Source organism: Bradyrhizobium sp. CFUWI, from assembly GCF_056429085.1.
Genome location: NZ_JBWJZE010000002.1, coordinates 27,592 through 52,797, shown reverse-complemented (window position 1 = coordinate 52,797; position 25,206 = coordinate 27,592). Strand labels below are relative to the sequence as shown.

At 64.4% G+C, this 25,206-nt stretch carries 21 protein-coding genes and 1 pseudogene; 6 read left to right on the top strand and 16 right to left on the bottom strand.

Annotated features, from left to right (window positions below):
• Position 1: 1 nt before the first annotated feature.
• The 3 genes from ccoN to AC066S_RS04125 all read right to left on the bottom strand — a co-directional run bounded on the left by ccoN (position 2) and on the right by AC066S_RS04125 (position 3,262).
• On the bottom strand, positions 2–1,651 hold the full coding sequence (gene ccoN, locus AC066S_RS04135) for a cytochrome-c oxidase, cbb3-type subunit I (protein WP_478268969.1): 1,650 nt from the start codon (positions 1,649–1,651) through the stop codon (positions 2–4).
• 316 nt (positions 1,652–1,967) lie between these two features.
• Complete coding sequence (locus tag AC066S_RS04130; protein WP_478268968.1) at positions 1,968–2,393, bottom strand: CBS domain-containing protein; 426 nt, start codon at positions 2,391–2,393, stop codon at positions 1,968–1,970.
• A 35-nt stretch (positions 2,394–2,428) separates the two neighbouring features.
• Positions 2,429–3,262: a universal stress protein gene (locus tag AC066S_RS04125; RefSeq protein WP_126256560.1), complete on the bottom strand. Its 834-nt coding sequence runs from the start codon at positions 3,260–3,262 to the stop codon at positions 2,429–2,431.
• Positions 3,263–3,479: 217 nt separating this feature from the next.
• On the opposite strand from AC066S_RS04125, the gene fixL reads away from it, so the two are divergent.
• The 4 genes from fixL to AC066S_RS04105 all read left to right on the top strand — a co-directional run bounded on the left by fixL (position 3,480) and on the right by AC066S_RS04105 (position 6,879).
• Positions 3,480–4,997, top strand: a complete 1,518-nt coding sequence (gene fixL / locus AC066S_RS04120) for a sensor protein FixL (RefSeq protein WP_478268967.1) — start codon at positions 3,480–3,482, stop codon at positions 4,995–4,997.
• Between the two features lie 2 nt (positions 4,998–4,999).
• On the top strand, positions 5,000–5,617 hold the full coding sequence (fixJ, locus tag AC066S_RS04115; protein ID WP_126256562.1) for a response regulator FixJ: 618 nt from the start codon (positions 5,000–5,002) through the stop codon (positions 5,615–5,617).
• Positions 5,618–5,660: 43 nt separating this feature from the next.
• A complete protein-coding gene (locus tag AC066S_RS04110; protein ID WP_478268966.1) occupies positions 5,661–6,077 on the top strand; it encodes a response regulator transcription factor in 417 nt (138 codons plus the stop codon).
• A gap of 103 nt (positions 6,078–6,180) precedes the next feature.
• Positions 6,181–6,879 carry a helix-turn-helix domain-containing protein gene (locus AC066S_RS04105; protein ID WP_478268965.1) on the top strand — a complete coding sequence of 233 codons (699 nt, stop codon included), beginning with the start codon at positions 6,181–6,183 and terminating at the stop codon, positions 6,877–6,879.
• Positions 6,880–6,959: 80 nt separating this feature from the next.
• Here AC066S_RS04105 and AC066S_RS04100 read toward each other — a convergent pair whose 3' ends face one another.
• The 4 genes from AC066S_RS04100 to AC066S_RS04085 are packed head-to-tail and all read right to left on the bottom strand — an operon-like array spanning position 6,960 to position 12,834.
• Positions 6,960–8,246: an MFS transporter gene (locus AC066S_RS04100; RefSeq protein WP_135167914.1), complete on the bottom strand. Its 1,287-nt coding sequence runs from the start codon at positions 8,244–8,246 to the stop codon at positions 6,960–6,962.
• 23 nt (positions 8,247–8,269) lie between these two features.
• On the bottom strand, positions 8,270–8,788 hold the full coding sequence (locus tag AC066S_RS04095) for a PRC-barrel domain-containing protein (protein ID WP_478268964.1): 519 nt from the start codon (positions 8,786–8,788) through the stop codon (positions 8,270–8,272).
• A gap of 20 nt (positions 8,789–8,808) precedes the next feature.
• The gene (locus tag AC066S_RS04090) at positions 8,809–11,013 is read right to left on the bottom strand and encodes an amylo-alpha-1,6-glucosidase (RefSeq protein WP_126256566.1); all 2,205 of its coding nucleotides are present in this window, start codon (positions 11,011–11,013) and stop codon (positions 8,809–8,811) included.
• Between the two features lie 57 nt (positions 11,014–11,070).
• Entirely contained in the window at positions 11,071–12,834 is a 1,764-nt protein-coding gene (locus AC066S_RS04085; RefSeq protein WP_126256567.1) for an ABC transporter ATP-binding protein, read from the bottom strand.
• A 273-nt stretch (positions 12,835–13,107) separates the two neighbouring features.
• On the opposite strand from AC066S_RS04085, the gene AC066S_RS04080 reads away from it, so the two are divergent.
• Positions 13,108–14,178, top strand: coding sequence for a glycosyltransferase family 4 protein (locus AC066S_RS04080; RefSeq protein ID WP_126256568.1), 1,071 nt, complete (start codon positions 13,108–13,110; stop codon positions 14,176–14,178).
• Positions 14,179–14,365: 187 nt separating this feature from the next.
• On the opposite strand, the gene AC066S_RS04075 is transcribed toward AC066S_RS04080, so the two are convergent.
• The 6 genes and pseudogenes from AC066S_RS04075 to AC066S_RS04050 form a co-directional block, all read right to left on the bottom strand.
• Positions 14,366–16,294, bottom strand: coding sequence for an alkyl/aryl-sulfatase (locus AC066S_RS04075; protein WP_478268963.1), 1,929 nt, complete (start codon positions 16,292–16,294; stop codon positions 14,366–14,368).
• A 122-nt stretch (positions 16,295–16,416) separates the two neighbouring features.
• A complete protein-coding gene (locus AC066S_RS04070; protein WP_478268962.1) occupies positions 16,417–17,574 on the bottom strand; it encodes a diguanylate cyclase domain-containing protein in 1,158 nt (385 codons plus the stop codon).
• Positions 17,575–17,730: 156 nt separating this feature from the next.
• Complete coding sequence (locus tag AC066S_RS04065; RefSeq protein ID WP_235885004.1) at positions 17,731–19,011, bottom strand: TRAP transporter large permease; 1,281 nt, start codon at positions 19,009–19,011, stop codon at positions 17,731–17,733.
• A 225-nt stretch (positions 19,012–19,236) separates the two neighbouring features.
• Positions 19,237–19,716: pseudogene (locus AC066S_RS04060) on the bottom strand (TRAP transporter small permease); the annotation flags it as partial.
• Positions 19,717–19,871: 155 nt separating this feature from the next.
• The gene (locus AC066S_RS04055; RefSeq protein ID WP_478268961.1) at positions 19,872–20,873 is read right to left on the bottom strand and encodes a DctP family TRAP transporter solute-binding subunit; all 1,002 of its coding nucleotides are present in this window, start codon (positions 20,871–20,873) and stop codon (positions 19,872–19,874) included.
• 193 nt (positions 20,874–21,066) lie between these two features.
• Entirely contained in the window at positions 21,067–21,837 is a 771-nt protein-coding gene (locus AC066S_RS04050; RefSeq protein WP_478268960.1) for a methyltransferase domain-containing protein, read from the bottom strand.
• A 144-nt stretch (positions 21,838–21,981) separates the two neighbouring features.
• On the opposite strand from AC066S_RS04050, the gene AC066S_RS04045 reads away from it, so the two are divergent.
• Positions 21,982–22,725 carry an SDR family NAD(P)-dependent oxidoreductase gene (locus AC066S_RS04045; RefSeq protein WP_135162270.1) on the top strand — a complete coding sequence of 248 codons (744 nt, stop codon included), beginning with the start codon at positions 21,982–21,984 and terminating at the stop codon, positions 22,723–22,725.
• Positions 22,726–22,839: 114 nt separating this feature from the next.
• On the opposite strand, the gene AC066S_RS04040 is transcribed toward AC066S_RS04045, so the two are convergent.
• Genes AC066S_RS04040 through AC066S_RS04030 form a run of 3 tightly spaced genes read right to left on the bottom strand, consistent with a single transcriptional unit; the run spans position 22,840 to position 25,151 of the window.
• Entirely contained in the window at positions 22,840–23,457 is a 618-nt protein-coding gene (locus AC066S_RS04040) for a DsrE family protein (RefSeq protein WP_478268959.1), read from the bottom strand.
• Positions 23,458–23,481: 24 nt separating this feature from the next.
• The gene (locus tag AC066S_RS04035) at positions 23,482–24,111 is read right to left on the bottom strand and encodes a hypothetical protein (RefSeq protein ID WP_478268958.1); all 630 of its coding nucleotides are present in this window, start codon (positions 24,109–24,111) and stop codon (positions 23,482–23,484) included.
• Positions 24,108–25,151 carry a TAXI family TRAP transporter solute-binding subunit gene (locus tag AC066S_RS04030; RefSeq protein ID WP_478269318.1) on the bottom strand — a complete coding sequence of 348 codons (1,044 nt, stop codon included), beginning with the start codon at positions 25,149–25,151 and terminating at the stop codon, positions 24,108–24,110. Before AC066S_RS04030 ends, AC066S_RS04035 begins: the two co-directional genes overlap by 4 nt.
• Positions 25,152–25,206: the final 55 nt, after the last annotated feature.

The following is a 25,206-nucleotide window of genomic DNA, read 5'->3' as shown; positions in this document are numbered from 1 at the left end:
CTCATTCCGCCGGCTGGAGAGCGACGGGCATCTGGACTTCCTGCTCGCCTACGCGAACCGTCATCCAGAGATTGTAGGCCATGATCAGCGAGCCGATCAGGAACAGGCCACCGCCTGCGGCGCGGATGATGTAGAAGGGATGCATCGCCTCGACGGTCTCGATGAAGGAATATTCGAGGAAGCCGAGCGAGGTGTAGGCGCGCCACATCAGGCCCTGCAGGATGCCGGACACCCACATCGCCGAGATGTAGAGGACGATGCCGAGGGTCGCGATCCAGAAGTGCCAGTTGACGAGCTTCAGGCTGTAGAGGCCCTTGCGATTCCAGGCCCACGGCACCAGGCAGTAGAGCGCACCGAAGGAGACGAAGCCGACCCAGCCGAGCGCGCCGGAATGCACGTGGCCGATGGTCCAGTCGGTGTAGTGGCTGAGCGAGTTGACCACCTTGATCGACATCATCGGGCCTTCGAAAGTCGACATGCCGTAGAAGGCGACGGAGACCACGAGCATGCGCAGCACGGGGTCGGTGCGCAGCTTGTCCCAGGCACCCGACAGCGTCATCAGGCCGTTGATCATGCCGCCCCAGGAGGGCATCCACAGCATGATCGAGAAGGTCATGCCCAGCGTCTGCGTCCAGTCAGGCAGCGCCGTGTAGTGCAGATGGTGGGGACCTGCCCAGATGTAGAGGAAGATCAGCGCCCAGAAGTGGATGATCGACAGCCGGTAGGAATAGATCGGCCGCTCGGCGCGCTTGGGGATGAAGTAGTACATGATGGCGAGGAAGCCGGCGGTCAGGAAGAAGCCGACCGCGTTGTGGCCGTACCACCACTGGAACATGGCGTCCTGGATGCCGCCCCAGGCGACGTAAGACTTCGAGCCGAACACCGAGACGGGAAGCGCCGGGTTGTTGCCGAGATGCAGCACCGCGATCGTCACGATGAAGGCGAGATAGAACCAGTTCGCGACGAAGATGTGCGGCTCCTTGCGCTTGATGATCGTGACAAGGAAGACCAGCAGATAGACGACCCAGACGATGGTCAGCCACAAATCGGCATACCATTCCGGCTCGGCATATTCCTTCGACTGAGTGACGCCCAGCAGATAGCCGGTGCCGGCGATCAGAATGAAGAAATTGTAGCCCAGGACGACGAACCACGGTGCGAGGTCGCCGGCGAGGCGCGCGCGGCAGGATTTCTGCACCACGTAGAAGGAGGTCGCGATCAGCACGTTGCCGCCGAAGGCGAAGATCACGGCGGAGGTGTGCAGCGGCCGCAGGCGGCCGAAGCTGATCCAGGGCAGATCGAAGTTCAGCGCGGGCCAGGCCAGCTGCGAGGCGATGATGAGGCCGACCAGGAAGCCGGCAATACCCCAGAACATCGCCATGAACGCCGAGAACTTGATCGGGCCCATATTGTAGTTGGGGCGACCGTTGATCTCCGCCGGCGGCAGCGCCGCCGGGCGATCGAGGTAGCGGTTGACGATGACGAACAGCGCCGCGAGGCTCGCCGCCGCGCTGAGCGCGGCATGGAAGGCGAAGGGCGCATCGAGCGCCTTGGCCGAAGCGATCACGCAGAGGAAGGCGGTGACTGCGAACACGACAGCCAAGCCGCTTTCACCGATAGTCATGGATTTGGAAATGGAGGGCTGGCTCATGCGGATTCTCTCTGAAAGAACACACCGCCACAAACCACATTCACCCTCACCGGGAATTGATTGAAATCAAGAGCGGCACTTAAGTTCTCCGCAGCGGCCGAAGATCTCGCTGGTTCCCCGCATTTCCGTCGTGGGCGAAACGAATTGCCTTGTCCCTTCGTGAGGGCAAGGACCACGGGGGAAACTCAACTGAGTGTGGGGCTGGCGCCACATCGGGCGTCTTCCGCGGGAGCGGTCCGGCGTGACGCACAAACGGAAACAGCCTCCGTAGGAACACGGAGGCGACAATGAGCTTCTCGATCAGGAAGGGCCCCCGTCAGTCGCGCGCCGTCGCCTTGAGCGCCGCGATGACGTCCTCGCGGGCGATGATTCCAACCAGCTTCTGCGCGGTGTTGAGCACGATGATGCTCCGGATGCGGTGCTCGACCATGATCTGAAGCACGCGCGTCAGCCGCGTATCGGGGCCGACATAGATGAACTCCGGCGTCATGACGTCGCCGACCTTGCGGCTCATCAGGTCGTGATAGCGGGGTATCATCTGGCTCGGCGTGAAGGCGAAGCACTTCAGGATGTCGAACTTGGTGACGATGCCGACCACCTGCCCGTCGTCCTCGACCGGATAGGAGTTGAAATCGTCGGCCTCGAACATCTCGCTGAGCTCGAACAAGTCACGGTCGCGCTGCACCGCCTTGACGTTGCGCGTCATGTAGCCGTCGACGGTCTGTTCAAGAAATCTGTACACGGCGCGTCCTCCTCGATTCGATTCCGGCCGGGCCGTCAGTGCGACAGCAGCACGCAGCGGGCGGTCTGCGTGACCAGATACTGGGTAACGCCTCCCAGGATCAGCTCACGAAACCTCGAATGACCGTAAGCGCCCGCAACGATCAGGCCGGCATCAACGTCGCCTGCGACTTTTTCCAGTTGCGCCGCGGCAGTTTCATTCCGGGCGCCTTCGCAGATGCGCGCCGTCGCGGTGACGCCATGGCGGGCGAGCCAGGCGGCAACGTCGGTGACGCCGGCCATCACGACCGAACGGTCCCCGTCGCGCTCGGGAATTGCCGCGATGGTGACGTCCCTCGCCTTGCGCAGCATCGGCAACGCGTCGGCCACCGCCCGCCGCGCCTCCGGCGTGTCCTTCCACGCCACCAGCACGCTGCGCAGGTCGAGCCAGGTGACCCGATCGGGGGCGACGAGAAGCGGGCGGCCGGCTTGCATCACCAGATCCTTGGGGCTTGCGAGCGCGAACGCGTCAGAGAAGGCCGGGCTCTGCCCGCCGCTGACGATGATGTCGGCGCAACGCGCCTGCGCCAGGACGAATCGCGCCGGGAAGTCCATGGCGCTGCGCCACTCCGCATGTCCGCCGCGATTCTTGGTCGCCGCCCGGAATTGCGCCTCGAGGCCGGCCAGCCGCCGCTTGACCGAAGCTTCGCCCTCGTCGATCAGCGCTTGTGCCTCGGCGCCGTCGGTGAAATAGAGCGGCGGCGCGAACTGCGCCGCGGCGACCCCGACGATGGCCGCCTCGAATCGTTCGGCGAGCTCACCGGCGACCTGAAGACGCGCCTCGTTGGACTGATCGAGCGCCAGGCTGACCATCACCGTCGCGTATGTCATCGGGTATCTCCACATCACCGGGTTTTGTTGAAGCCTAAGCCCGCTGCCGTGCAGCAGGATGAGATAGATCAAAAATGAGCGTTGCGGCTCCCCGGCCGTTGCCCAAAGGAATACGCCAGTGAATTCAAGGTCCGCGCTTGCCTCGGAACGCGCCTTGGGCGAAATTGTGCTAGCGGTAACGGCATCCTGCCGACCGTGCTGAGATGAGGAGCAGAGATTGGCGCCGACCCGCGTAACCCAACCGGCAGACGACGGTCGGGGCGACCATTTCCGCGTCCGCATCGAGGGATTCGGGGTCGGCACATGGGACCTTGATCTAAAGACGCACGAACTCGAATGGTCGGACATGGCCAGGCGGCTGTTTGGCCTCGAGCGGGACCAGACCGTCAGCTACGATCTCTTTCTTTCCTTGCTGGAGCCGGGCGATCGCGACCACTTCCAGAAGGCGATCGGGCGCGCCTTGGAAGGCGGCGGGGGACTTGACCTGTCCTTCAGGCTGGGCGTCGCCTCCGGGACCGGTCAGTGGATCCGGGCCAGGGCCGGCGTGATCCGCGACGATTCAGGAACGCCACGTCATCTCAGCGGCATCTTCCTCGACATCAACGAGGAAAAGCATCTCGAGGACGCCCTGCGTTCCCAGGAGAATCATCTTCGTTCGATTCTCGAGACAGTGCCCGACGCCATGATCGTCATCGATTCCCGCGGCATCATGCAGCTCTTCAGTAGCGCCGCCGAGCGGCTGTTCGGCTACAGCAGGCAGGAAGCCATCGGCCGAAACGTCAGCATCCTGATGCCGGAGCCCGATCAGTCGCGTCACGACAGCTATCTCGTCCGCTATCTCAGGACGAATGATCCGCACATTATCGGCATCGGCCGGATTGTGACGGGCAAGCGCCGCGACGGCACGACTTTCCCGATGCACCTGTCGGTCGGGCAGACGCAACGCGCGGGCGAGCCTTATTTCACCGGCTTCGTCCGCGACCTCACCGAGCACCAGCAGACCCAGGCCCGGCTCCAGGAATTGCAATCCGAGCTGGTCCATGTCTCGCGGCTGACCGCGATGGGTGAAATGGCCTCGGCGCTCGCCCACGAGCTCAACCAGCCGCTGGCGGCGATCAGCAATTACATGAAGGGGTCGCGGCGCCTTCTCGCCGGCAGCAGCGATCCCAACACGCCGAAGGTCGAAAACGCGCTGGATCGTGCGGCCGAGCAGGCCCTGCGCGCCGGCCAGATCATCCGGCGCCTGCGCGACTTCGTCTCCCGCGGCGAGTCGGAGAAGCGGGTCGAGAGCCTGTCCAAGCTGATCGAGGAGGCCGGCGCGCTCGGGCTTGCCGGCGCGCGCGAGCAGAACGTGCAGCTCCGTTTCAGCCTCAATCCCGACGCCGATCTCGTGCTCGCCGACCGGGTGCAGATCCAGCAGGTGCTGGTCAACCTGTTCCGCAACGCGCTGGAGGCCATGGCGCAGTCGCCGCGCCGCGAGCTCGTCGTTGCCAATGCCCGCGTTGCCGACGACATGATCGAGGTGGAGGTCTCCGACACCGGCTCCGGCTTCCGGGACGACGTTCTTCCAAATCTCTTCCAGACCTTCTTCACCACCAAAGATACCGGCATGGGCGTGGGACTCTCCATCAGCCGCTCGATCATCGAGGCCCACGGCGGCCGCATGTGGGCCGAGAGCAACGCAGCGGGCGGAGCGACATTCCGCTTCACCTTGCCGGCAACTGACGAAAGCTGATCATGACGACCAAGGGACATGTCTACGTCATCGACGACGATGCAGCGATGCGCGATTCGTTGAATTTCCTGCTGGATTCCGCCGGCTTCGACGTCACGCTGTTCGACGACGCCCTCGCTTTTCTCGAAGCCCTGCCCGGCCTCGGCTTCGGCTGCGTCGTCTCCGACGTGCGCATGCCCGGCCTCGACGGCATCGAGCTGCTCAAGCGGATGAAGGCGCAGCAAAGCCCGTTCCCGATCCTGATCATGACCGGTCATGGCGACGTGCCGCTCGCGGTCGAGGCGATGAAGCTCGGGGCGGTCGACTTCCTGGAAAAACCGTTCGATGACGACCGTCTCACCGCCATGATCGAGTCGGCGATCCGGCAGGCCGAGCCCGCCGCCAAGAACGAAGTCGTCACGCAGGACATCGCCGCCCGCGTCGCGTCCTTGAGTCCCAGGGAGCGCCAGGTCATGGAAGGGCTGATTGCGGGCCTCTCCAACAAGCTGATCGCCCGAGAATACGACATCAGCCCGCGCACGATCGAGGTCTACCGGGCCAATGTCATGACCAAGATGCAGGCCAACAGCCTCTCGGAACTGGTCCGGCTGGCGATGCGCGCCGGCATGCTCAACGATTGAGGCAGGTCAAGGCACCTTCCCGGCGCAATGCTAGCCAGACAACATGATCGAGGTCAGCTCACATCCTGCGCGGCCGTCATCCCCGGCACGACCCACCGTCTTTGTGGTCGACGATGACGCCGCCGTCCTGGGATCCCTGCGGTTCCTGCTGGAGACCGACGGCTTTGCCGTGCGGACCTTCAGGAGCGGCACGGCGCTGCTCAATATCGGCGGCGCGGCTGGACCGGACTGTTACGTCATCGACTACAAAATGCCAGACATCAACGGCATCGAGCTGGCCGGCCGCTTGCGCAAATCCGACCGCGATGTGCCCGTGATCCTGATCACCGGCTATCCCGACGAGAACATCTCGGCCCGGGCTGCGACGGCGGGCATCAAAGACGTGGTTTTGAAGCCGCTTCTCGACGAAAACCTGGTCAAGTGCATCCGCCACGCCATCCAGGACCGTCCCGGCGCCTGACCTACGGGATTCTACGTAAGGCACCCCCCTTAAGATATCGATCGAAATTTTCGAAGCCCCGGATACCGCGTACCAAGGCGCCATCACAACGGAGATGGCGCAGATGCTGACCCAGACGATCAACACCCCGGCGATCAACACCCAGATTGTCGGCAAGGCTGCGCCCGCCCATCCCGTCACCGACCAGTTCGGCGCCATCACCGGCCACGTGGGTCTGGTCGCCACCGAGTTCTCCTACCGCAAGGACGAGGAGATCTATGGCGAGGACGAGCCGGCCGAATATGTCTACCAGGTCGTTTCAGGGGCAGTGAGCAGCTACAAGCTGCTTTCCGACGGCCGCCGCCAGATCGGCGCCTTCCATCTTCCCGGCGACGTGTTCGGCCTCGAATCCGGTCCCGCCCACCGCCTTGCCGCCGAAGCCATCATCGACACCACCGTGCGCCTCGTGAAGCGCGCGAGCCTCGAGAAGGCCGCCGGCACCGACGTCCAGGTCGCCCGCAAGCTCTGGGCGATGACTGCCTCCGAGCTGCGCCATGCCGAGGACCACATGCTGCTGCTGGGTCGCAAGACCGCGATGGAGCGGGTCGCGACTTTCCTGCTCGAAATGGACCGCCGCCTCGCCGTTGCCGGCATGATGGCGCTGCCGATGTGCCGCCGCGACATCGGCGACTATCTCGGCCTCACCCTTGAAACCGTGTCGCGCGCGCTGTCGCAGCTGTGCACTCAGGGTATCCTCGGCTTCTCCGGCGCCCGCCAGATCGTGCTGCGCAACCGTCAGCGCCTGCAACATCTCGACGCCTGATCTTCGTCTGATCTTTCTCCTCCCTACCAACTTGGCCGGCCGAGCTCGTTTCGGCCGGCCATTTTCCTTTTGGCCGCCGATCATGCCGTGCGCCGCGTCTCCGGCATCACCAGAAGAATCAGCAAGAGCCCGGTCGCGGCAACGCCGGACAGCCCGATGAAGGCGGTTGCGTTGCCGAACTTGTCGCTGACATAGCCGCCGAGCACGGTGCTCAACGACGCGCCGATGCCCGTTGCGGTGCCGACGATTCCTTGCGCCAGATTGAAATGGCCGCTGCCGAAGGCGACGTCGGCGACGATCAGCGGAATCATCACCGCGAATACCGCGGCGGTGATGCCGTCGAACACTTGCACTGCGACCAGCAGATAGGGATCGCGCACGGTCGCAAACAACAGGCCGCGAATCGCGAGCGCGCCGAACCCGATCAGCAGCAGCGGTCGCCGGCCCCACGCTTGCGCCTTGCGCCCGACCGTCGGCGACAGCAGCGCCACGATCGCCTGCGGGACGACGATGCAAAAGGCGACGAGCACCGTCGCCCATTGGGCGGACCGCGCCGTCACCGCGCTTGCCATCAGCGGCATCATCGAGGCGTTCGCCAGTTGCAGCAGCAGAACGCTCAGGGCAAAGACGATCAGCGGACGCTGCCGGACCAGGTGCCAGATATTGGTGTCGGCACGGCCGGCGGCTTCAGGCGGCATCTCGCCGTGACAGCGCCTGATATCGACCTCCTTCTCGCGGATACGCGAGAGCGCGATCAGGGTCGGAATGACGAGCAAAGAGGTGACCAGGAACACCGAGCGGCTCGACAGCAGATAGCCCGCGGTGCCCATCACCGCCGCCGCGACCCCGTTGCCGAGCGAGGCAAAGCGCGCGTTGCGGCCGAGCCGCTCGCCGATCGCGAGTGGACCGACCAGGCCAAGGCTGATCGCCGCAATCGCCGGCCCCAGCACGCAGCTCGCCGCCGCGTGCAAGGTGGCCGCCGCCACCACGACCGGGAAGATCGGCATCGCGGCATAGGCCAGCGCGCAAGCGCCGATGGTCGCGATCGCGAGGGCGGCAACCAGACGCTCCGACTTCGCGGCATCGATGATCGCCCCGCCGGGCATCTGCCCGATCAACCCGACGATGCCGCCGATCGACAGCACGAGGCCGATCTCGACCTGGGTCCATTTCTGGGTGGTCAGATAGACCGCGATGAAGGGACCGAATCCGGTCTGCACGTCGGCAAGGAAGAAGATGAACCAGTCGAGGCCACGCAGGCTCTGGCGCGACGGCGCCGGGATGCCGTTGACCGATGGCGCGGCGACGTCGTCCTGTTCAACGCGGCCGTCGCGATCTGCATGGTTCAGCTTCCTCGACAACAGCACAGGCGGTCAGCCCTCCCCGCACCTCACTGGATTGCTTGCAGCGGTTGAAGGCTGCCGGACGCGCCGAGCACGACGATCGGCGTGTCTTCCTTGTATTCCGGCGCGGCCGCGACCTGCGCCTTGGTCAATTCCAGCGTGATGCTGTCCTTTTTGTTGGCAATCTTGCCGAAGCGCAGCGCGTTCCAGTCCACCACGATCTTGCGGCTGCCGACGCCGAGAAACCCGCCGAAATCGATCGCGGCGGCGCGCACATGGCCGGTGCGATCGACGATGACGTCGACGATGCGACCCATGTCCTCGCCGGCGGCGCTGCGCACGTCGCGGCCGAGCACGCCATGGGCCTCGCTGGCGCCGATGATGGTCACCGACGGCGGCGGAGCGGCATCCTTCGGCGTGACGGGCACGGTCGAGGCCGGCGGCTGGGTGGCCGGCGCATTGGCCTCATGCGGGCTTGTCGGCGGCTCGTCCGCGGCGTGCGAGGGCGCGACCGCCAGCCTTGCAACGAGGGCTGTACCAAGGATCAATGCTCCGATCGCACGCATGACGCCCTCCTTGCGCGCCGCTAGCGCGCCAGCACGATCGAGACCTGGATCTGGCCGCGCGTGCGCATCACCTCCAGCGCCACGTCGTCGCCGTGGCGGCTGACGCGCAGGTCGACGCTGGAATCGCCGAGGCGCAGATCGCGCAAGAACACCTCGTTGAGGAACGCCGGCAGATGCGGGTTGCGCAGGCGAATCTCACCGCGCGCCACGTCGAATTCGAGACCGAGCGCCGCTTCCAGCAGCGTGAACGGCGTCGCGCTGGCCCAGGCCTGCGGCGCGCAGGCGACCGGATAGAGCGTCGGACCTCGCCGCTTCTCGCGCCGGAAGCCGCAGAACAATTCGGGCAACCGGCGCAGGTCCATGTAGGTCGCCGCGTCGAACAGCCCCTTGAAGACATGCGCCACCGAGTGCTTGAGGCCGTAGCGCGCGAGCCCGAGCGCGATCAGCGCGTTGTCGTGCGGCCAGATCGACCCGTCATGGTAGGACATCGGATTGTAGCGCACTTCGCCCTGCGCGACGGTGCGGATGCCCCAGCCCGAGAAGAAGTGCGGCCGCATCAGATCGGCGGCGACGAGGCGGGCGCGGTCCTCGCGGATCATGCCGCTGAACAGCACCTGACCGGCGTTCGAGGTCCGCACCTTGCACGGCCGCTTCTTGCCGTCGAGCGCGACCGCATAAGTGCCGAGTTCCTCGCACCAGAACGCCTGCTCGAAGCGTTCGGCCAGCGCGCTCGCCTCGGCCTCGAGCTTGCGGCTGCGATCCGGCTTGCCGAGCCGCAAGGCGCAACGCGCGGCGAGCAGCTTGGCGGCATAGACGTAGCCCTGGACTTCGGCGAGCGCGATATTGCCTTCCGCGAGCTGGCCGTCGGCGTGGAAGATCGCGTCGTAGGAATCCTTCCAGCCCTGGTTGGCCAGCCCCTTCTCGGTCGCGCGCTGATATTCGACGAAGCCGTCCTGGTCGGGATCGCCGGGACCGTCGATCCAGGCCAGCCCCGCCTCGATCGCCGGCCATAGCTCGAGCAAGGTCTTCTCGTCGCCGGTCCGTTCGAAATAGCTGCCGGCGAGCAGGACGAACAGCGCGGTGGAATCGACGCTGCCGTAATATTGCGCGAACGGCACCTCCCGCAGCGCCGCCATCTCTCCGCCGCGCATCTCATGCAGGATCTTGCCGGGCGCGGCATCGGCAAGCGGATCGACCGCCTTGGCCTGGAAATGCGCGAGCCGGCGCAAGACGCCCTTGGCGATGCGCGGATCGACCCACAGCATTTGGAGCGCGGTGATCAGGCCGTCGCGGCCGAACGTCGTCGAGTACCAGGGAATGCCGGCATAGGGATAACGCCCCTGCGGCGTCTCCGTCATCAGCATGTTGAGGTCGGCCATGGCCTGGCACAGCACCTCGTTGAAGATGTTGTTGGAGGTCTCGATGCTGGCGGCGCCCATGGTGGAATGGCGCATCTCGCGGCGGTGAGCGAGTAGTCCCCGGAAGAACCGCGCCGGCCTCTCCGCCATCGGCCGGTTGCAGGACACGGCCACGAACAGCGATGTCGATTCGTGCGGGTCCAGCTCGATCTGCCAGGTCGCCGCGTTCACCGACAGCCGCGTCGGACGCGGGTCGAAATGCAGCCCCGTGGTGCGCTCGATGTCATCGAGACCGCGATATTCGAACAGCACGTCGGTCGGCCCGAGCAGTCTGCTCGTGCCGGTGCCGCGGTGCGGGCGGCGCTCGCCGCGCACCTCGAACAGATCGGCAAAATCGTTGTCGAACAGCAGCGTCAGCTCGAAGCTGGTGCGCTGCTCGCCATGGTTCTGCACGCCGATGCGCTGATAGGCGGTGCCCCGCCACAGGAAGATCGTGCGCACGATGTGCAGCAGATCCTTCTGCAGGACGAGGCTTTCCCGTCGGTAGATGTCCGGATTGGTCAGATCGACGGTCAGCGCCGAATTGTCGTCGCGCAGGTTGGAGCCGAGCAGCAGCGGCTGGAGATCGTCGAGCACGAGCTCGAGCCGCGCGAGGTAGCGCGTATCGTGATGGAACAGGCCATCCGGCCCGCCTGCCGAGGCGCCGATGTCGCCATGGCTGTCGAGCACGATGAACATGTCGTCGTGCTTGAGCGACCGCCGCGGCCGCGCCGAGGGCCCGGTCATCGGAATATAGAAAGGTTGCTCCGCGACCTGTTCGGAGGTCCGTGTCACGGAGACGAGTTGGGTTACGGCTTCGGCCGACATGAGCAGCTCCCCTGCGCTTGTTTGAAACGCGACCGACTCGAGAACGCGATTGTTGGCTTACGCGGCGGCTTGCGCCAGCCTACTCATTTCCTGCGTGACCAGTTCACGATAGGGTCCGTGACCCTGCATCAGGCGCTCGGGCGACCCGTCTTCGATGATCTTACCATTTCTCAGCACCACCACGCGATCGAAATTACGCAGCGTTGCCAGCCGATGCGCGATCGCGATCACGGTACGGCCGCGCATCAGGCGCGACAGTGCCTCGCGGATCGCCTCCTCGGATTCGCTGTCGAGCGCGGCGGTGGCCTCGTCCAGCAGCAGGATCGGCGCGTCCTTCAGGAAGGCCCGCGCGATGGCAATGCGCTGGCGCTGGCCGCCCGACATCTTGACGCCGCGGTCGCCGACCATGGTGTCGAGACCATCCGGCAGGTTCTCGACGAAATCGCAGCGTGCCGCGATCGCGGCGCGCAGCACCTCGTCGTCGGTCGCGTTCGGGCGGCCGTAGCGGATGTTCTCGCGGATCGAGCGATGAAACAGGGAAATGTCCTGCGGCACGACGGAGATCGCCTCGCGCAGGCTCAGCTGCGTGACCTTCGAGATGTCCTGCCCGTCGATGGTGATGCTGCCGTCGTCGACGTCGTAGAAGCGCTGCAGCAGCGTGAACAGCGTCGACTTGCCGCCGCCGGACTGGCCGACCAGGCCGACGCGCTGGCCGGGTTGCAGGCGAAGGCTGAACCGCTCGAAGATCTTCTCCCCGCCGGGATAGCCGAAGGTGACGTTGTTGAACGAGATCGAGGCGCCGCTCTTGACCAGCGGCTCCGCCTCGGGGTGGTCGCGCAGCTCGTGCGGCACCAGCAGCGTGGCGATCGCCTCGGTCAGACGGGCGACGTGCTGGGTGACGTCGACCAGTGCCACCGCGAGATCGCGCGTGGCGCTCAGGATGGAGATGCCGAGCGTGCAGACCAGCACGACGTCGCCGGTGGTCGCTTCCCCCTTCTGCCAGAGCGTGACTGCCCAGGCCATCAGCGCCACCGTCAGGAGCACGGTCACGGCGGCATGCAACAGCCGCAGCTTCTCCAGATAACGCAGGCTGCGGCTTCGCGCGGTGAGTTCCCGATTCACCGTCGCGTCGAACCGCTCATGTTCGTGGCCGATGCCGCAAAAGGCCCGCACCAGCGGCATGTTGCTGATGACGTCGATCATCTCGCCGTCCACGACCGCCGCCTTGTCGGCGAAATCGTCGTGCAGGGGCTTGCCGGCGGCGGCCAGGTGGAACATCGCGACCACCATGCCGCCGGCGATCACGGTCAGACCGAGCGCCATATAAGGGCTGACGGTTCCAATCAGGGCAATTGCCGCAATTGTGGCGATGCAGGGCGGCAGCACGTTCCAGACGAACATGTTCTCGACCGTGAACACCGCGTTCGACGTCGCGGTGATGCGGCTCGTCAGCATGCCCGGCATGCGGTCGGAGAAATAGCTCGGCGCGTGCCCGGTCAGATGACGAAAGATGTCACGGCGCAAATCACCCGTGACACGAACGAAAGTGAAGCTCGCCGTCCAGCTCGCGATCCGCCACAGGAAGTTGTCGGCAGCGATCAGCGACATGAGTAAAATGAATGCCAGCCATACGCTGCCTCCATGCGACGGCCCGGCCGACAGGCTGTCGACCAGGGATTTGACCCCGTACTGGGTGCCTACCGAGCAGGCAACCGCGGCAACGACCGCGGTCAGGATCACCAAATGCGACGCGAGACGACGCCGGAGATAGCGCAAGACAAAGGCAAATGGCCTGCGCGCGTATCCAGAAAGCTGATCCATATGGTTATCGCCCCATTATGCTGGTTTTTCGTTGGTGACCGACCGACTTGAACATCGATCTCTTCGCCCGGGTTCCCGGGCTTGACGATCACGACATGCGGATGCGGACGATCTGCGAAGATGTGGTGGCAGGATCGCGGCGCGCTCCAACGTGTCGAAGAAGTAACATTCGGGAGAAGGAACTTCGCAACTGCGGGAACGTTCCCCTATCTGGCATGCCGGTGCCGTACTGGCGGGGGTTTCGACAATCATGATCGCAGAGGAGATGGTGAGATGCGCATCGCGCAGGTAGCTCCGTTGACGGAGGCTGTTCCACCCAAGCTGTATGGCGGCACCGAGCGGGTGGTGCATTGGTTGACGGAGGAGCTGGTGGCCCTTGGACACGACGTGACGCTGTTCGCCAGCGGCGACTCGCACACCTCGGCCAAGCTCGATGCCCTGTGGCCGAAGGCGCTTCGCCTCGACGGTTCCGTGCGCGATCCCAATGCGCTGCACATGGTGCTGCTGGAGCGTGTGCGGCAGAAATGTGATGACGAGGAATTCGACTTCCTCCATTTCCATCTCGACTATTATCCCTGGTCGCTGTTCCACCGGCAGCCGACGCCGTTCTTGACCACGCTGCACGGCCGGCTCGACCTGCCGGAGCATCAGCCGGTCTTCAACACCTTCTCCAAGATGCCCGTCATCTCGATCTCCAACGCGCAGCGGCGGCCGGTGCCGCAGGCCAATTGGGTGACGACGATCCACCACGGTCTTCCGGAGAACCTGCTGACGCCGAAGCCCATGCGGCAGGAATATCTCGCCGTGCTCGGCCGCATCGCGCCCGAGAAGGGCGTCGACCGCGCCATCAAGATCGCGACCCATTGCGGCATTCCGCTGAAGATCGCGGCCAAGGTCGATCGTGCCGATCAGGATTACTACGACGAGCTGATCCGGCCGATGATCGAGAACAACCCGCTGGTGGAGTTCATCGGCGAGATCGGCGATCACGAGAAGTCGGATTTCCTCAGCGGCGCGCTCGGCCTGCTGCTGCCGATCGACTGGCCGGAGCCGTTCGGCCTCGTGATGATCGAAGCCATGGCCTGCGGAACGCCGGTCGTCGCCTTCAACCGCGGCTCGGTGCCGGAGATCATCGACGAAGGCCTGACCGGCTTCATCGTCGAGGACGTGATCAGCGCGGCGGGCGTGGTGAACCGCCTTCCGCAACTCGACCGCGCCGCGATCCGCAAGCAATTCGAGACGCGCTTCACGGCGCGGCGCATGGCGCTGGATTATCTCGCGGCCTACCGCAGCCTCGCCGAAGAAAAGGCGCCGCGGATCAAGCTGGTGAGCAGCGCGGAGTAGCACTGCAAGGGCACACTGTCATGCCCCGGCTTGACCGGGGCATCCAGTACGCCGCGGCATATCGGCTCAGGCACTACGTTCTCTGGAATACTGGATCGCCCGGTCAAGCCGGGCGATGACAGCGAATATGCGGTGGACAGATCACCGCACATGCGTGGCGACACATGCGTGGCGAACAGCAAAGCCTCTATCTCACGACCGCCCGCTTCGGCTCGACGATCTCGAACATCCTCGGGAATTCGTCCATCAGGCCCATCAGCTCGGCCAGCTTCATCGGGTTGCCGGCGAGCTTGACCTTGCCGGCGGCAACCGCCTCCGGAAAGCTGGTCAGCTTGGCGATCACCTCGTCGAGCGTGGCGCGCGCCAGCGTGAAGCTGGCATCGGCGCCTTCCGCCTGCACCCCCTCGGTGTAGGTGAGCGCGCAGTTCTCCAGATTGAGCACGAAGGTCTCGCCGGTGTCGGAAAAGCTCCAGTTCAAGACGATGTGCTTGCCCTCCGCCTTGGGACCGTTGAGGCGGATGCCGAGCACATCCCAGAGCTGCGAGGTGCGCAGCGCGGCCAGCGTCTCGCGCGGCATCGGCGGGCGTGCCGGCACCTTCGGCATGCCCTGGCGCAGCTCCTGGGCGCCGAACAGATAGGCGTTGCGCCAGGTCGCGCTTTCGGCGGCGTAGCCGAGCTGCTCCAGCGTATCAGCCAGGAGACCGCGTGCTGCCGCATTGTCAGGCTCGGCGAAGACGAGATGGCCGAGCACTTGCGCGACGAAGCGGAATTCACCCCTGTCGAAATCGGTGCGCGCCCGCGCCAGGATCGCGTCCGCCCCGCCCATGTACTCGACATACTTCTTGCCGGATTCGACCGGCGGCAGCGGATCGAGATTGACCGGATTGGCGTCGTACCAGCCGAGATATTTCTGGTAGATCGCTTTCACGTTGTGGCGGATGTGGCCGTAATAGCCGCGGCCGTGCCAGGCGCCCTCCAGGCTCTTCGGCAACCGGATCGTCTCGGCGATCTCGGCCGCGGTGAGGCCGTGATTCATCAGGCGGATGGTCTGATCATGCGCGAATTTATAGAGGTCGCGCTGCTGGCGGATCATCGTGCCGATGCGCTCACGTCCCCACACCGGCCAATGGTGCTGGCCGCACATCGCCTCGGCCTTGCCGTCCCAGAGCCGCAAGGCCTCGCCCAGATATTTCGACCAGGCCAGCGCGTCGCGCACGTCGGCGCCGCGGAACGGCAGCAGATTGTGAAAATTGTGCGTGCAGTTCTCGGCGAGGTTCAGCAGCCTGTAGCGCGGGACGAAGAAGTGCATCTCCGCCGGCGCTTCGCTGTTCGGCGCCATCTGGAATTCGAACGCGACGCCGTCGATCACGCGCGTATCGCCGGTCGCCATGATCAGGTCCGTGGGGCGCAACAGCGCAACCGATCCCGCCGCCATCGATTTGCCGAGACCGCAATCGACCTGTCCGCGCGCGCCCTTGGCGAGCAGCGGCCCGAACTGGTACTGCGCCCGGCGCAGCATCGCCGGTCCTGCGATGATGTTCTCGGAGACGGCGTGCTCCATGAACAGGTTCGGCGCGATGATGGGCACGCGGCCGGTCGCGAGCGCATCGTCCTCCAGCACGCCGCGGGCGCCGCCCCAATGGTCGGTGTGGGTATGGGTGAAGATGATCGCCGCGACCGGTCGCGTGCCGCGATGCTTGAAGTAGAGATCGAGCGCGGCGCGGGCCCCTTCGATCGAGGTCAGGGTGTCCACGACGATGACGCCGCTGTCGCCCTCGATCAGCGTCATGTTGGCGATGTCGAGCCCGCGCACCTGGTAGACGCCGGGTACGACCTCGAACAGGCCGTGCTGCATGTTGAGACGCGATTGCCGCCACAGGCTCGGATTGACCGTGGGCGGCGCCTCTTCGGTGGACAGGAAACCGTAAGGCTGAAGACTCCAGACCGTCCGCCCCTGCGGGTTCGTGATCTCCGCGTTCTCGATGGTGCCGAGGAAGCCGCGCGCGGCATCGTCGAAATCCCGCGTGTCGGAAAACGGCAACGCGTTCAGCATCGCCGCTTGCTGCGCGATGACGGAGGGCGTTGCGTCCTTCGGCTCATTGCTGAGTTCGGTCATGTGTGTCCCCCCGCCTGATGCACGGCATCTAACCGCATCTTGCGGTCGATTGCCATTGGAGGAGACGAAGGAAATGGATGCCGTCTTCCCTTCTCCCCTCCCCCGACGAGAGGGTGCATGGGCTAGGCAGCTACGCCTTCAACGGCTTGGCGCGATGCCGTGGCGTTGTCCGCCATCCGCAGCTCGCTGGCCAGCACGTAGCCGCCACGATTCTGCTTGGCCCGGTAAAGCGCCTTGTCCGAGCGCGACAACAGCGCCTCTGCGGTTCGGCCGTCGTCCGGCGCGACGGCAACGCCGACGCTCGCACCGAGATCGATCACCTGTCCGTCAACCTCGTATGGCGTGCCGATCGATTGCACGATCCGCCGTGCCATCGCCTCCGCGTCGGACGCGGCGCGCTGCACCAGGACGAACTCGTCGCCGCCCATGCGGATCACCAGGTCGTCAGGCGCGGCCAGCGCCTTGAGCCGCCCGGCGACCTGCTTCAGCAGCGCATCGCCGGCGGGGTGGCCGAACCGGTCGTTCGCTTCCTTGAAGCGGTCGAGATCCAGCGTATGGACGGCAACCATCCCGGCCGACAGCATCACGGGCAGATCCCTTGCCAGCACCGAACGATTGGACACGCCGGTCATCGGATCGGAGCGCGCGAGCTGCTCGAACTGGCGCTTGAGCGTGATCTGGCTGATCGAGGCGTTGAAGCTGAGCCGAACCATCTCGAAGCTCGCGACCACGTACATCAGAATGAGGAGACCGAGCCCGACATGGCGGAGATCGGGCTGCATGAAGCTCACGATCGCGGCGGGCGCGGCGATCGCGGCGAGATCGAGCAGCGCCGCAGCGGGACGCAGCGCCAGCCGCGCCACCACGCCGGCGCCGAAGCCGAAACCGATGCCGACCGCCATCACGCAGCAGAGCGCATCGCCCAGCACGATGCTGCGCGCGGCGAACACGCCGAGCACGAGGGCCGTTACCACGGTGCCGGCAATGTAGCGCCGTTCCCAGTGCACGGCCTCGGCCCGGCCGAGAAGTGGCGGAGCCGCGAGGCGGCGGCGGAATGCAAATATCTCGACGAGACGAACAATCGCCACCACCACGCCGGCGACCGTCAGGCCGGCCGTCATCATATCACCGGTCTCGTAGGTCGTGATGGCGCCGACCAACGCCTGGCAGGCGGCCGCGAGAATGGTGGGCATCATCGTGCCGTGAAGACCCGTGATGACTTCCAAATGGACGGCGTCCGAAATCGACGCCGGTCCGGACTCCATTCTGTTGAAAAACATGCCAGCTCCCATCCGCTGGCATCTAGCGCAGACCCGTAAAGATTGCGTTCGCTACTCAACGATCGCATTTGAGCGTGCGGATTTACCGTGCATTAGCCATGTCTCGCCGGGACGGGCGGAGACGCAAGCTCATTGTCTCCGCTCCGCCCCGCGCCGCTACATTCCCAGCAGCCGCGGTAGCCACAGCGACAGGCCGGGCCAGTACGTCACCACCACGAGGAAGCCCAGCATCGTGAGCAGCCATGGCCACACCGCGACCGTGAGCTCGGTGATGCCCATCTTGGCGATGCCTGAGGCGACGTAGAGGTTGAGGCCGACGGGCGGATGGCACAGCCCGACCTCCATGTTGACTGTCATCAGGATGCCGAAATGAATCGGATCGATGCCGAGCTTGATCGCGACCGGAAACAGGATCGGCGCCATGATCAGGATGATGGAGGACGGCTCCATCACATTGCCCGCAATCAGCAGCAGCAGGTTGACGAGCAGCAGGAAGCCGATCCACCCCAGGCCCTGGTCGATCATCCATTGCGCCAGCGCCTGCGGCACGTTCTCGTAGGTCATCAGGAACGAGAACAGCACGGCGTTGGTGATGATGTAGAGCAGCATCGCCGAGAGGTTCGCCGATGACAGCAGCACGCGCGGAACGTCGCGCAGCCTCAGGTCCTTGTAGATGAACACGGCCACGATGAAGGCGTAGACCGCGCTGACGGCAGCAGCTTCGGTCGGCGTGAACAGGCCGCTGTAGATGCCGCCGATCACGATCACGATCAGCAGGATGCCCCAGATCGACTTGCGGAACGCATCGAGGCGCTCGAGGAAGGTGGCCTTCGGCATCCGCGGATAGTCGTTGCGCCAGGCCCGATAGAACGTCGTGGCGCCGAGCAAGGAGGCCAGCACCAATCCCGGCACGATGCCGGCGATGAAGAGCTTGCCCACCGAGCTGTTGGTGGAGACGGCGTAGAGCACCATCGGGATCGACGGCGGAATCAGGATGCCGAGCGAACCCGAGGTCGTGATCACGCCGGCGCCGAACCGCTTCGGGAAGCCTTGCGCGACCATCGCCGGCAGGATCACCGAGCCGATCGCCACCACGGTCGCCGGCGACGAGCCGGAGATCGCGGCGAACAGCGCGCAGGCCACGACGCCCGACAAGGCGAGACCGCCGTACCAATGGCCGACCAGGGAAGTTGCGAAGGCGATCATCCGCCGCGCCACCCCGCCATGGGTCAGGAAGTTACCGGCGAGGATGAAGAACGGGATCGCCATGATCTCGAAATTCTCGATGCCCGTGAACAGCTTCAGCGCCACCGATTCGGTTCGCACGTCGGTCAGCGTGAACATGAAGCTGAGCACGGTGAGACCCAGCGCGATCGAGATCGGCATGCCCGTCAGCATCAGCGAGAGCAGCAGCGCGAACACGATGGCGACGCGCACGCCCTGCGGCAGCGTGATGAGGTGGCCCGCATGGGCGAAGCAGATGGCGACGATCAGGACCGGCAGCAGCATCAGGATCCAGCCGAGCGGGCTGCGCTCGTCCCGGACCACCTGAGTGTGCGTGACCGGGGCCGGATGCACCGGGTCCATCTCGACGCTTTCGACGCCTTCGACGCCCGCCACGTCGTGGTGCGGCAGCTCGCCGGTGCGGTAGAACGACCAGGCGACCTGCAGGAAGCGGAAGCACATCAGGCCGGAGCCGAGCGGGATGGTGAGATAGACCATCCACATCGGCGCTTCGAGATCGTTGGACTGCTGGCCGCTCTGCCACATGTGGGTGACGAAGGCGGCCCCGAAATAGCCGACGATGGCGGTGAAAAGAGCGCCGCACAGAAGGCCGAAGGTGATCACGCGCCGGCGCGACCCGCCGGGCAGGATGTTGACCAGCACGTCGACGCCGACATGGATGCCGGTCCGCACGCCGTAAGCGGCGCCGAACTTCGCCATCCAGATGAACATGTAGATGCAGAGCTCCTGCGCCCAGGACAGGTCGAGCGCGGCAAGCCAGACGAACGCCGCGCGGGCCGGGACGGCCAGGAAGGCCAGATTGCGGGCTTCCGCCCATTTGGCGATGTCGATCGACAGCCCGGCACCGTAACGATGCAGCACGGCGACGAAGATCAGCGACGTCGCAGCCGCGATCATCGTCGCGATCAGCCATTCCTCGAGATGATTGAGAAAGCGATTCAGCCCACGCAGCAACTTCGTCCCCCCAGCATTGGCTCGTCCATTCAAGAGTGAAACGGCCGGGAGTGCGATCACCCCCGACCGTTGGTATTGTTCTTATTGGGCCGCGGCCGTCAGTTCATCTTGACGTCGAGTTCCTTGGCAAGGAGATCGAGCACCTCCTGCCCGACCCGCCCCTTTGCCCATTTATACGTCGGCTGCATCGCCTCCTGCCAGGCCTTGCGGTCGGCGTCGGTGAGATAATGCAGATTGGTCTTACCCGTCTTCTTGATCTCGGCCAGCGCGTCCTCGTTCTCCTGGCGCGCGATCGAGTTGGTGTAGTCAGTCGCCTCCGCCATCGCCTTGTCAAGCTGGGTGCGGATGTCGGGCGGCAGGCCCGACCAGAACTTCGAATTGACGATCACGGCATATTGCAGATGGGCATGATAGGACACGGTGATGTCCTTCTGCACCTCGTAGAACTTCTGCGTGAGGTAGTTTGACGCCGTGTTCTCGCAGCCGTCAACCACGCCGGTCTGCAAGGCCTGGTAAACTTCCGAGAACGCCATGATCTGCGGGATCGAGCCCATGATGCGGAGATACTGGTCGGCGACCTTCGATCCGGAGATGCGGAATTTCAGCCCCTGAAAATCTGTCGGCTTCAGCAAGGGACGGTTGGCGGACAGCATGTGGAAGCCGTTGTCCCAATAGGCGAGCCCCGTGATGCCCTTGGCCTCGAGCTTCTGGAACAGCCATTTGCCGATCGTGCCCTTCATCGCGCTGGCATAGGTCGCATCGTCCCGGAACAGCCAGGGCAGGTCGAGCGCCTCGAACTCCTTGATGCCGAGCGGCGCGAATTTCGCCGTCGAGGGCGCAAGCATGTGCACCGAGCCGAGCTGCAGCGCCTCGATCTCCTCCTTGTCCTTGTAGAGCGTGGAGTTCGGGTAGACTTCGACCTTGACCTTGCCGTCGGTGTACTTCTCGGCCAGCTCCTTGAACTTCAGCGCGCCCTTCCCTTTCGGGGTGTCGTTGGCGACGACGTGGCTGAACTTGATGGCGATCGGAGCTTGGGCCGGCGCAGCGGCAGGGGCCAGACCTAATGCGACCGCCGCGACCGCAAGAAGCACTTTGCGCATGAAGAACCTCCCCAACAACCTCGAAACCGGGTTCTTTTTGTTTTGCGGTCAGTACTCGCAGCAACCCGCAAGCCGAACAACCAGACCTAAGCCTAATTTGCCGCAGCCAAGCTATCTTGACGGAGGCTGTCTGCGCAACCCGGCACGCGGCCGCCCGTGGCGACGAGCGCTTATGTCGCATTGCGGCAATGCATCAGCCCTTGCGCTGCGCGACAATGAAGAGACGGCGGAACGGGAACAGGGTCTGTCCCGCCGCATTCTTCGGATAGGCTTTCGCAACGCGCGCGCCATAGGCGGCCTCGAACGCGATCTTCTCGTCGCCAGCAAGCACGTCGAGATAACGCGTCAACCAGGTCCCCTTGGTCCATTCCTTGACCGGGTTCTCGCCTTCGAGGACTTGCAGATATTCGGTCTCCCAGATGTCGATGTTGGCCGACATCGGCGCGAGAAGATCATGGTAGTAGGCCGGCCCCTCGACCGGCGACGGCGTGACGAGATGCTCGACCTTGGACCGCCACGGACCATCGAGCGCGGTCTCGCCGATCAACACATGCGACGGTGCCAGAAAGTTGCGCGGCATCTGCACCGCAAGCATGCCGCTGGGCTTCACCCTCGCCATCACCGACGGAAACAGTGCCGCATGATGGGGTAGCCAGTGCAGTGCGGCATTGGAATAGATCAGGTCGTATTGCCCGGCCGGATGCCAATGGCCGAGATCTTCATGCGACCATTCCACATCCGGCGCTGCCTTGCGGCCGGCGGCGACCATCTCGGCCGAGCCCTCGACAGCCGTCACCGTCGCGTCCGGCCAACGCTCCCTAATCAGTTTCGTGACGTTGCCGGCGCCCGCGCCGAGATCGGCAATCTCGCGCGGGCCGAAATCCGGAATCCGCATCAAGAGGTCGACGGCGGGCCGGAGCCGATGGCCGGAGAATTTCAGATATTGCTGCGGATCCCAGACCATCGCTCAACGCCTTTTTCTTTTTCGTGTTTCCTTCAACGTCGCCCTTGGTTACCACTGCTCGTCCCGCTCAGGCAATTCGCAAGGCGGGACGGGACAGGAAACGATCAGCAACAAGCAAGAAGACAACCAAGAGAGCGTGTGACCATGGACCTCGGGCTCAAATCGAAAACCGCTGTTGTCACCGGCGCGAGCATCGGCATCGGACGCGCCATTGCCAAGGGCCTTGCGGCCGAGGGCGTGCGCGTCGTCGGCGTGGCGCGGCGCGGCGACTTGCTCGCAGAGCTCGTGAAGGAAGTCGGCGGCGGGCTGATCACTCCGTTCGAGCAGGACGTCATGGCCAAGGACGCGGCGGAGCGGATCGCGGCCTTCGCGTTGAAGGAGCTTGGCCATGTCGACATCCTCGTCAACAATGCCGGCGGCAGCCGCCCGCTGCCGGTCGACGCGCCCGACAGCAAATGGGACGAGGCGATCGCGCTGAACTTCACCAGCTACCGCCGCATCGCGCATGCGCTGCTGCCGCAGATGATCGAACGCAAATGGGGCCGCATCGTCAACATCACCGGCAAGTCCGAGCCGGAAGGCCTCAACGCCGCCTTCGCCGCCAAGGCCGCGGTGCACGCCTGGGCCAAGGGCCTGTCGCGCGAGATCGGCGAGCACGGCATCACCATCAATTGCATCCCGCCCGGCCGCATCATGAGCGAGCAGATCCGCCGCAATTACGCACCCGACTATCGCGAGCGCTTTGCCGAAGAGGAAATCCCCGTCGGCTATTGGGGCGAGCCGGAGGATCTGGCGGCGCTCGCGGTCTTCCTGGCCTCACCCGTGGCGCGGTACATCACGGGGACGGTGATCCCGGTGGACGGGGGCTTGCGGCGGTATCAGTTCTAGGGGCTCCGAACAGCGAGGCAATCTTCGCACGCCTTGGAAGCCCGCAAGGACGGGCAGCGAGTGCCCGCTGGCGCGGCTCGCGGAGACCTGCCGTGCCCGATTTGCCGCCTGATCTCACGGTTTGACGTAACTCCAGCCCTGTTCCTGCAGCTCCATGACGCGGACGACACCGGATTTGACGACCGAGGCCTGCGGAATCAGGCTTATGTCCTTGTTCTCCGCCTTATGCATGTTTTCCTGCGTGTTGCCGCAAGCCTTGAAGGAGATTTCGGGATGGCTCATCGCGAGAACCTCGATGCGCGGCTTTACCGGCGAGGTGTCTTCACGCAGCATGTGAAGCCCGGGACCAAAGGTGACGACCTCGATCGACACCGGCTCACCAAGATCGCGGTAATATTGCGCGACGTTGGTCGCATTGTTGAGGGCGAGATTCATCATCGCAGGTTCGTTGGAGTTAACCTGCAAGATCAACCGATGCGGCTTGCGGGCGACCTCAGGTTTGATCATCTGAGCCAGCGCTCCCTCGCTTGCAGGGTTCCGCTTGCCTGTGTGATTCTGCGTCGGCTTGCCCGCTTGTTTATGTGCGTTTGACTGCTTCGGATTGCTCGCTTTGCTCTTCGCGCTCGTCTGCGGGGCCCACGGGTTGTCCTGCTGCGCCCGCGCGTTTGGTCCGGCCAGAAGCAGCATCGCCAAGGCGCTGATGATTGCCGTCGCCAACTTTGGATTGATCATCTCGTTTCTCCCGTTACCTGATGGTCACCGTCCTGGTCTGGCAACGGCATGCGGCCATTTGCATGCCGTCCCCACTCTTTCGCGCACGTTCTTGAATCCGCTGAGCGAGAATTTTCCCTCTTGCACCGCGCCGGTGCGGATGGTGAGACGCACGATGATGTGCCCGTCGTCGGGTAGCGACTTCAGCAACTGCACGACGTCGCCGCCGAAAGCGACGCCGGAACCGAACAGCGGCAAGGCCGCCGTGAGTTGCATTGGCTGCTCCGCGTTGAGCTGAAGGGAGACGGCATATTCACTGGCACTGCGTGCCACCGTCGGTCCTGCGACTACGACTTCCGTACGGCCTTTGCGGCAGTGGATTGCGAGTAGCATCGCGGCACCATCCGAGCCGCCGACGGAAGAGGTCGTGGCGGTGACGATTGGTGAATAGTCGACTGGCGAAGTGGTCTCGCTGATCAGCCAGCTATCGTCTGAGGCCCGCCGCCCGGGCGGTGGAATCTTGCGTGACAGATCTTGCAGACATTCCAGCCGAGCTTGCCCCTCCATCGCCGAACAAGACCGAAGTATTGCTATGGGATCACTCGTGTTTTGCGCGTATGCGATTCCGCAAGCCACATTGAAAGCGACGGCGAGCGGAGCAGCCGCACGCTTCATGGCCGCGCCTGTGCACTGCGCGCCTTGCGATCCAGCCAATCCTGCGCGGCCTGGAAGCGGGTGAGTCCTGGCACGGTCGCCGCGAGATTGATCGACCGCCATTTCGGATCGAAGCCTGGCGCCTGCAGCCGGTCGACTCGCGAGAACAGATACTCGACAAGGCGCGCCACGCGCTTGTAGCGATTCGAATGTTGTGGCCAGTTGAACGCAACGAGCGCTGTCGGCACCGCGATGGTCGAGATCCGCTCGCCTTGCCTGATCAGATTGGGATACTCGCTGGCATCCAGAGTCGCGGGCAGATAATAGTCCTCGAACTTGCTGTCGTAGTTGACCGGCAGGAACTTGAATCCAGCCTCCCAACGGCCCTTTACGAAGGCGTCGACGGGTTTCGAGGTAATGAACACGACGGCAGACATCTCGCCTTTGCGCATCTGTTCGAGGGCCACCTGATGCGGAATGAACGTCTTGTCGATATCGATGCCCAGACGGCTGAAGATCAGTGGCCCTGAATAGGCGGCTGCGGTGCCCAGGGTGTTGAAGTTCACCTTCTTGCCGGCGAGATCCTGCAGGCTTGTGATTTCAGGCCGCACAAAGATATGCAGCTCGGATGGGAAGAGATTGAGCAGATACGTGATGCGGCTTCGGATCTGCGGTGCCTGGACCTTGTACTCTTCGAGCGCATCGGAATTGATGATTGCGGTGTCGACGCCACGCAGATACAGCAGCGCATTCAGATTATCGGTGGCTCCCCGCGTGACGATCGGCAGGAGATGCAGGTCTGCTCCGTCGTCCACGACACGCGCCATTTCTGCGGCGAGGCGGATCGGTGCGCCCTCGAGCAGACCGCCGGCGAGCCCGACCGTCCAGGCGTTCATCCGGTCCTTTTCATTCTCCTGGGGCAGCGACCTTCGGACGGGCTGAGCATCGGCCTTGGCATTTCTCGCCGTTTGCGCTTCCAAGCAGGACGTCTGAAGCATCATCGCGACCGGCACCAACCAGGTGAGCAGGAGCAACGAGAGTGACTTTGGCGCTCTGTTCATGTCGTTTCCCTTCCGAATTCGCCACCGCAATCTCTGGTCCCGCAGGGCTGCAACA

Bases quoted from the DNA above. Each gene is read 5' to 3' on its own strand.
- AC066S_RS04070 (WP_478268962.1), bottom strand. From the start codon at position 17,574: ATGTTTTTCAACAGAATGGAGTCCGGACCGGCGTCGATTTCGGACGCC.
- AC066S_RS04080 (WP_126256568.1), top strand. From the start codon at position 13,108: ATGCGCATCGCGCAGGTAGCTCCGTTGACGGAGGCTGTTCCACCCAAG.
- AC066S_RS04035 (WP_478268958.1), bottom strand. From the start codon at position 24,111: ATGAAGCGTGCGGCTGCTCCGCTCGCCGTCGCTTTCAATGTGGCTTGC.
- AC066S_RS04030 (WP_478269318.1), bottom strand. From the start codon at position 25,151: ATGAACAGAGCGCCAAAGTCACTCTCGTTGCTCCTGCTCACCTGGTTG.
- AC066S_RS04095 (WP_478268964.1), bottom strand. From the start codon at position 8,788: ATGCGTGCGATCGGAGCATTGATCCTTGGTACAGCCCTCGTTGCAAGG.
- AC066S_RS04090 (WP_126256566.1), bottom strand. From the start codon at position 11,013: ATGTCGGCCGAAGCCGTAACCCAACTCGTCTCCGTGACACGGACCTCC.
- AC066S_RS04125 (WP_126256560.1), bottom strand. From the start codon at position 3,262: ATGACATACGCGACGGTGATGGTCAGCCTGGCGCTCGATCAGTCCAAC.
- AC066S_RS04075 (WP_478268963.1), bottom strand. From the start codon at position 16,294: ATGACCGAACTCAGCAATGAGCCGAAGGACGCAACGCCCTCCGTCATC.
- AC066S_RS04045 (WP_135162270.1), top strand. From the start codon at position 21,982: ATGGACCTCGGGCTCAAATCGAAAACCGCTGTTGTCACCGGCGCGAGC.
- AC066S_RS04105 (WP_478268965.1), top strand. From the start codon at position 6,181: ATGCTGACCCAGACGATCAACACCCCGGCGATCAACACCCAGATTGTC.
- AC066S_RS04110 (WP_478268966.1), top strand. From the start codon at position 5,661: ATGATCGAGGTCAGCTCACATCCTGCGCGGCCGTCATCCCCGGCACGA.
- AC066S_RS04040 (WP_478268959.1), bottom strand. From the start codon at position 23,457: ATGATCAATCCAAAGTTGGCGACGGCAATCATCAGCGCCTTGGCGATG.
- ccoN (WP_478268969.1), bottom strand. From the start codon at position 1,651: ATGAGCCAGCCCTCCATTTCCAAATCCATGACTATCGGTGAAAGCGGC.
- AC066S_RS04050 (WP_478268960.1), bottom strand. From the start codon at position 21,837: ATGGTCTGGGATCCGCAGCAATATCTGAAATTCTCCGGCCATCGGCTC.
- fixJ (WP_126256562.1), top strand. From the start codon at position 5,000: ATGACGACCAAGGGACATGTCTACGTCATCGACGACGATGCAGCGATG.
- AC066S_RS04055 (WP_478268961.1), bottom strand. From the start codon at position 20,873: ATGCGCAAAGTGCTTCTTGCGGTCGCGGCGGTCGCATTAGGTCTGGCC.
- AC066S_RS04085 (WP_126256567.1), bottom strand. From the start codon at position 12,834: ATGGATCAGCTTTCTGGATACGCGCGCAGGCCATTTGCCTTTGTCTTG.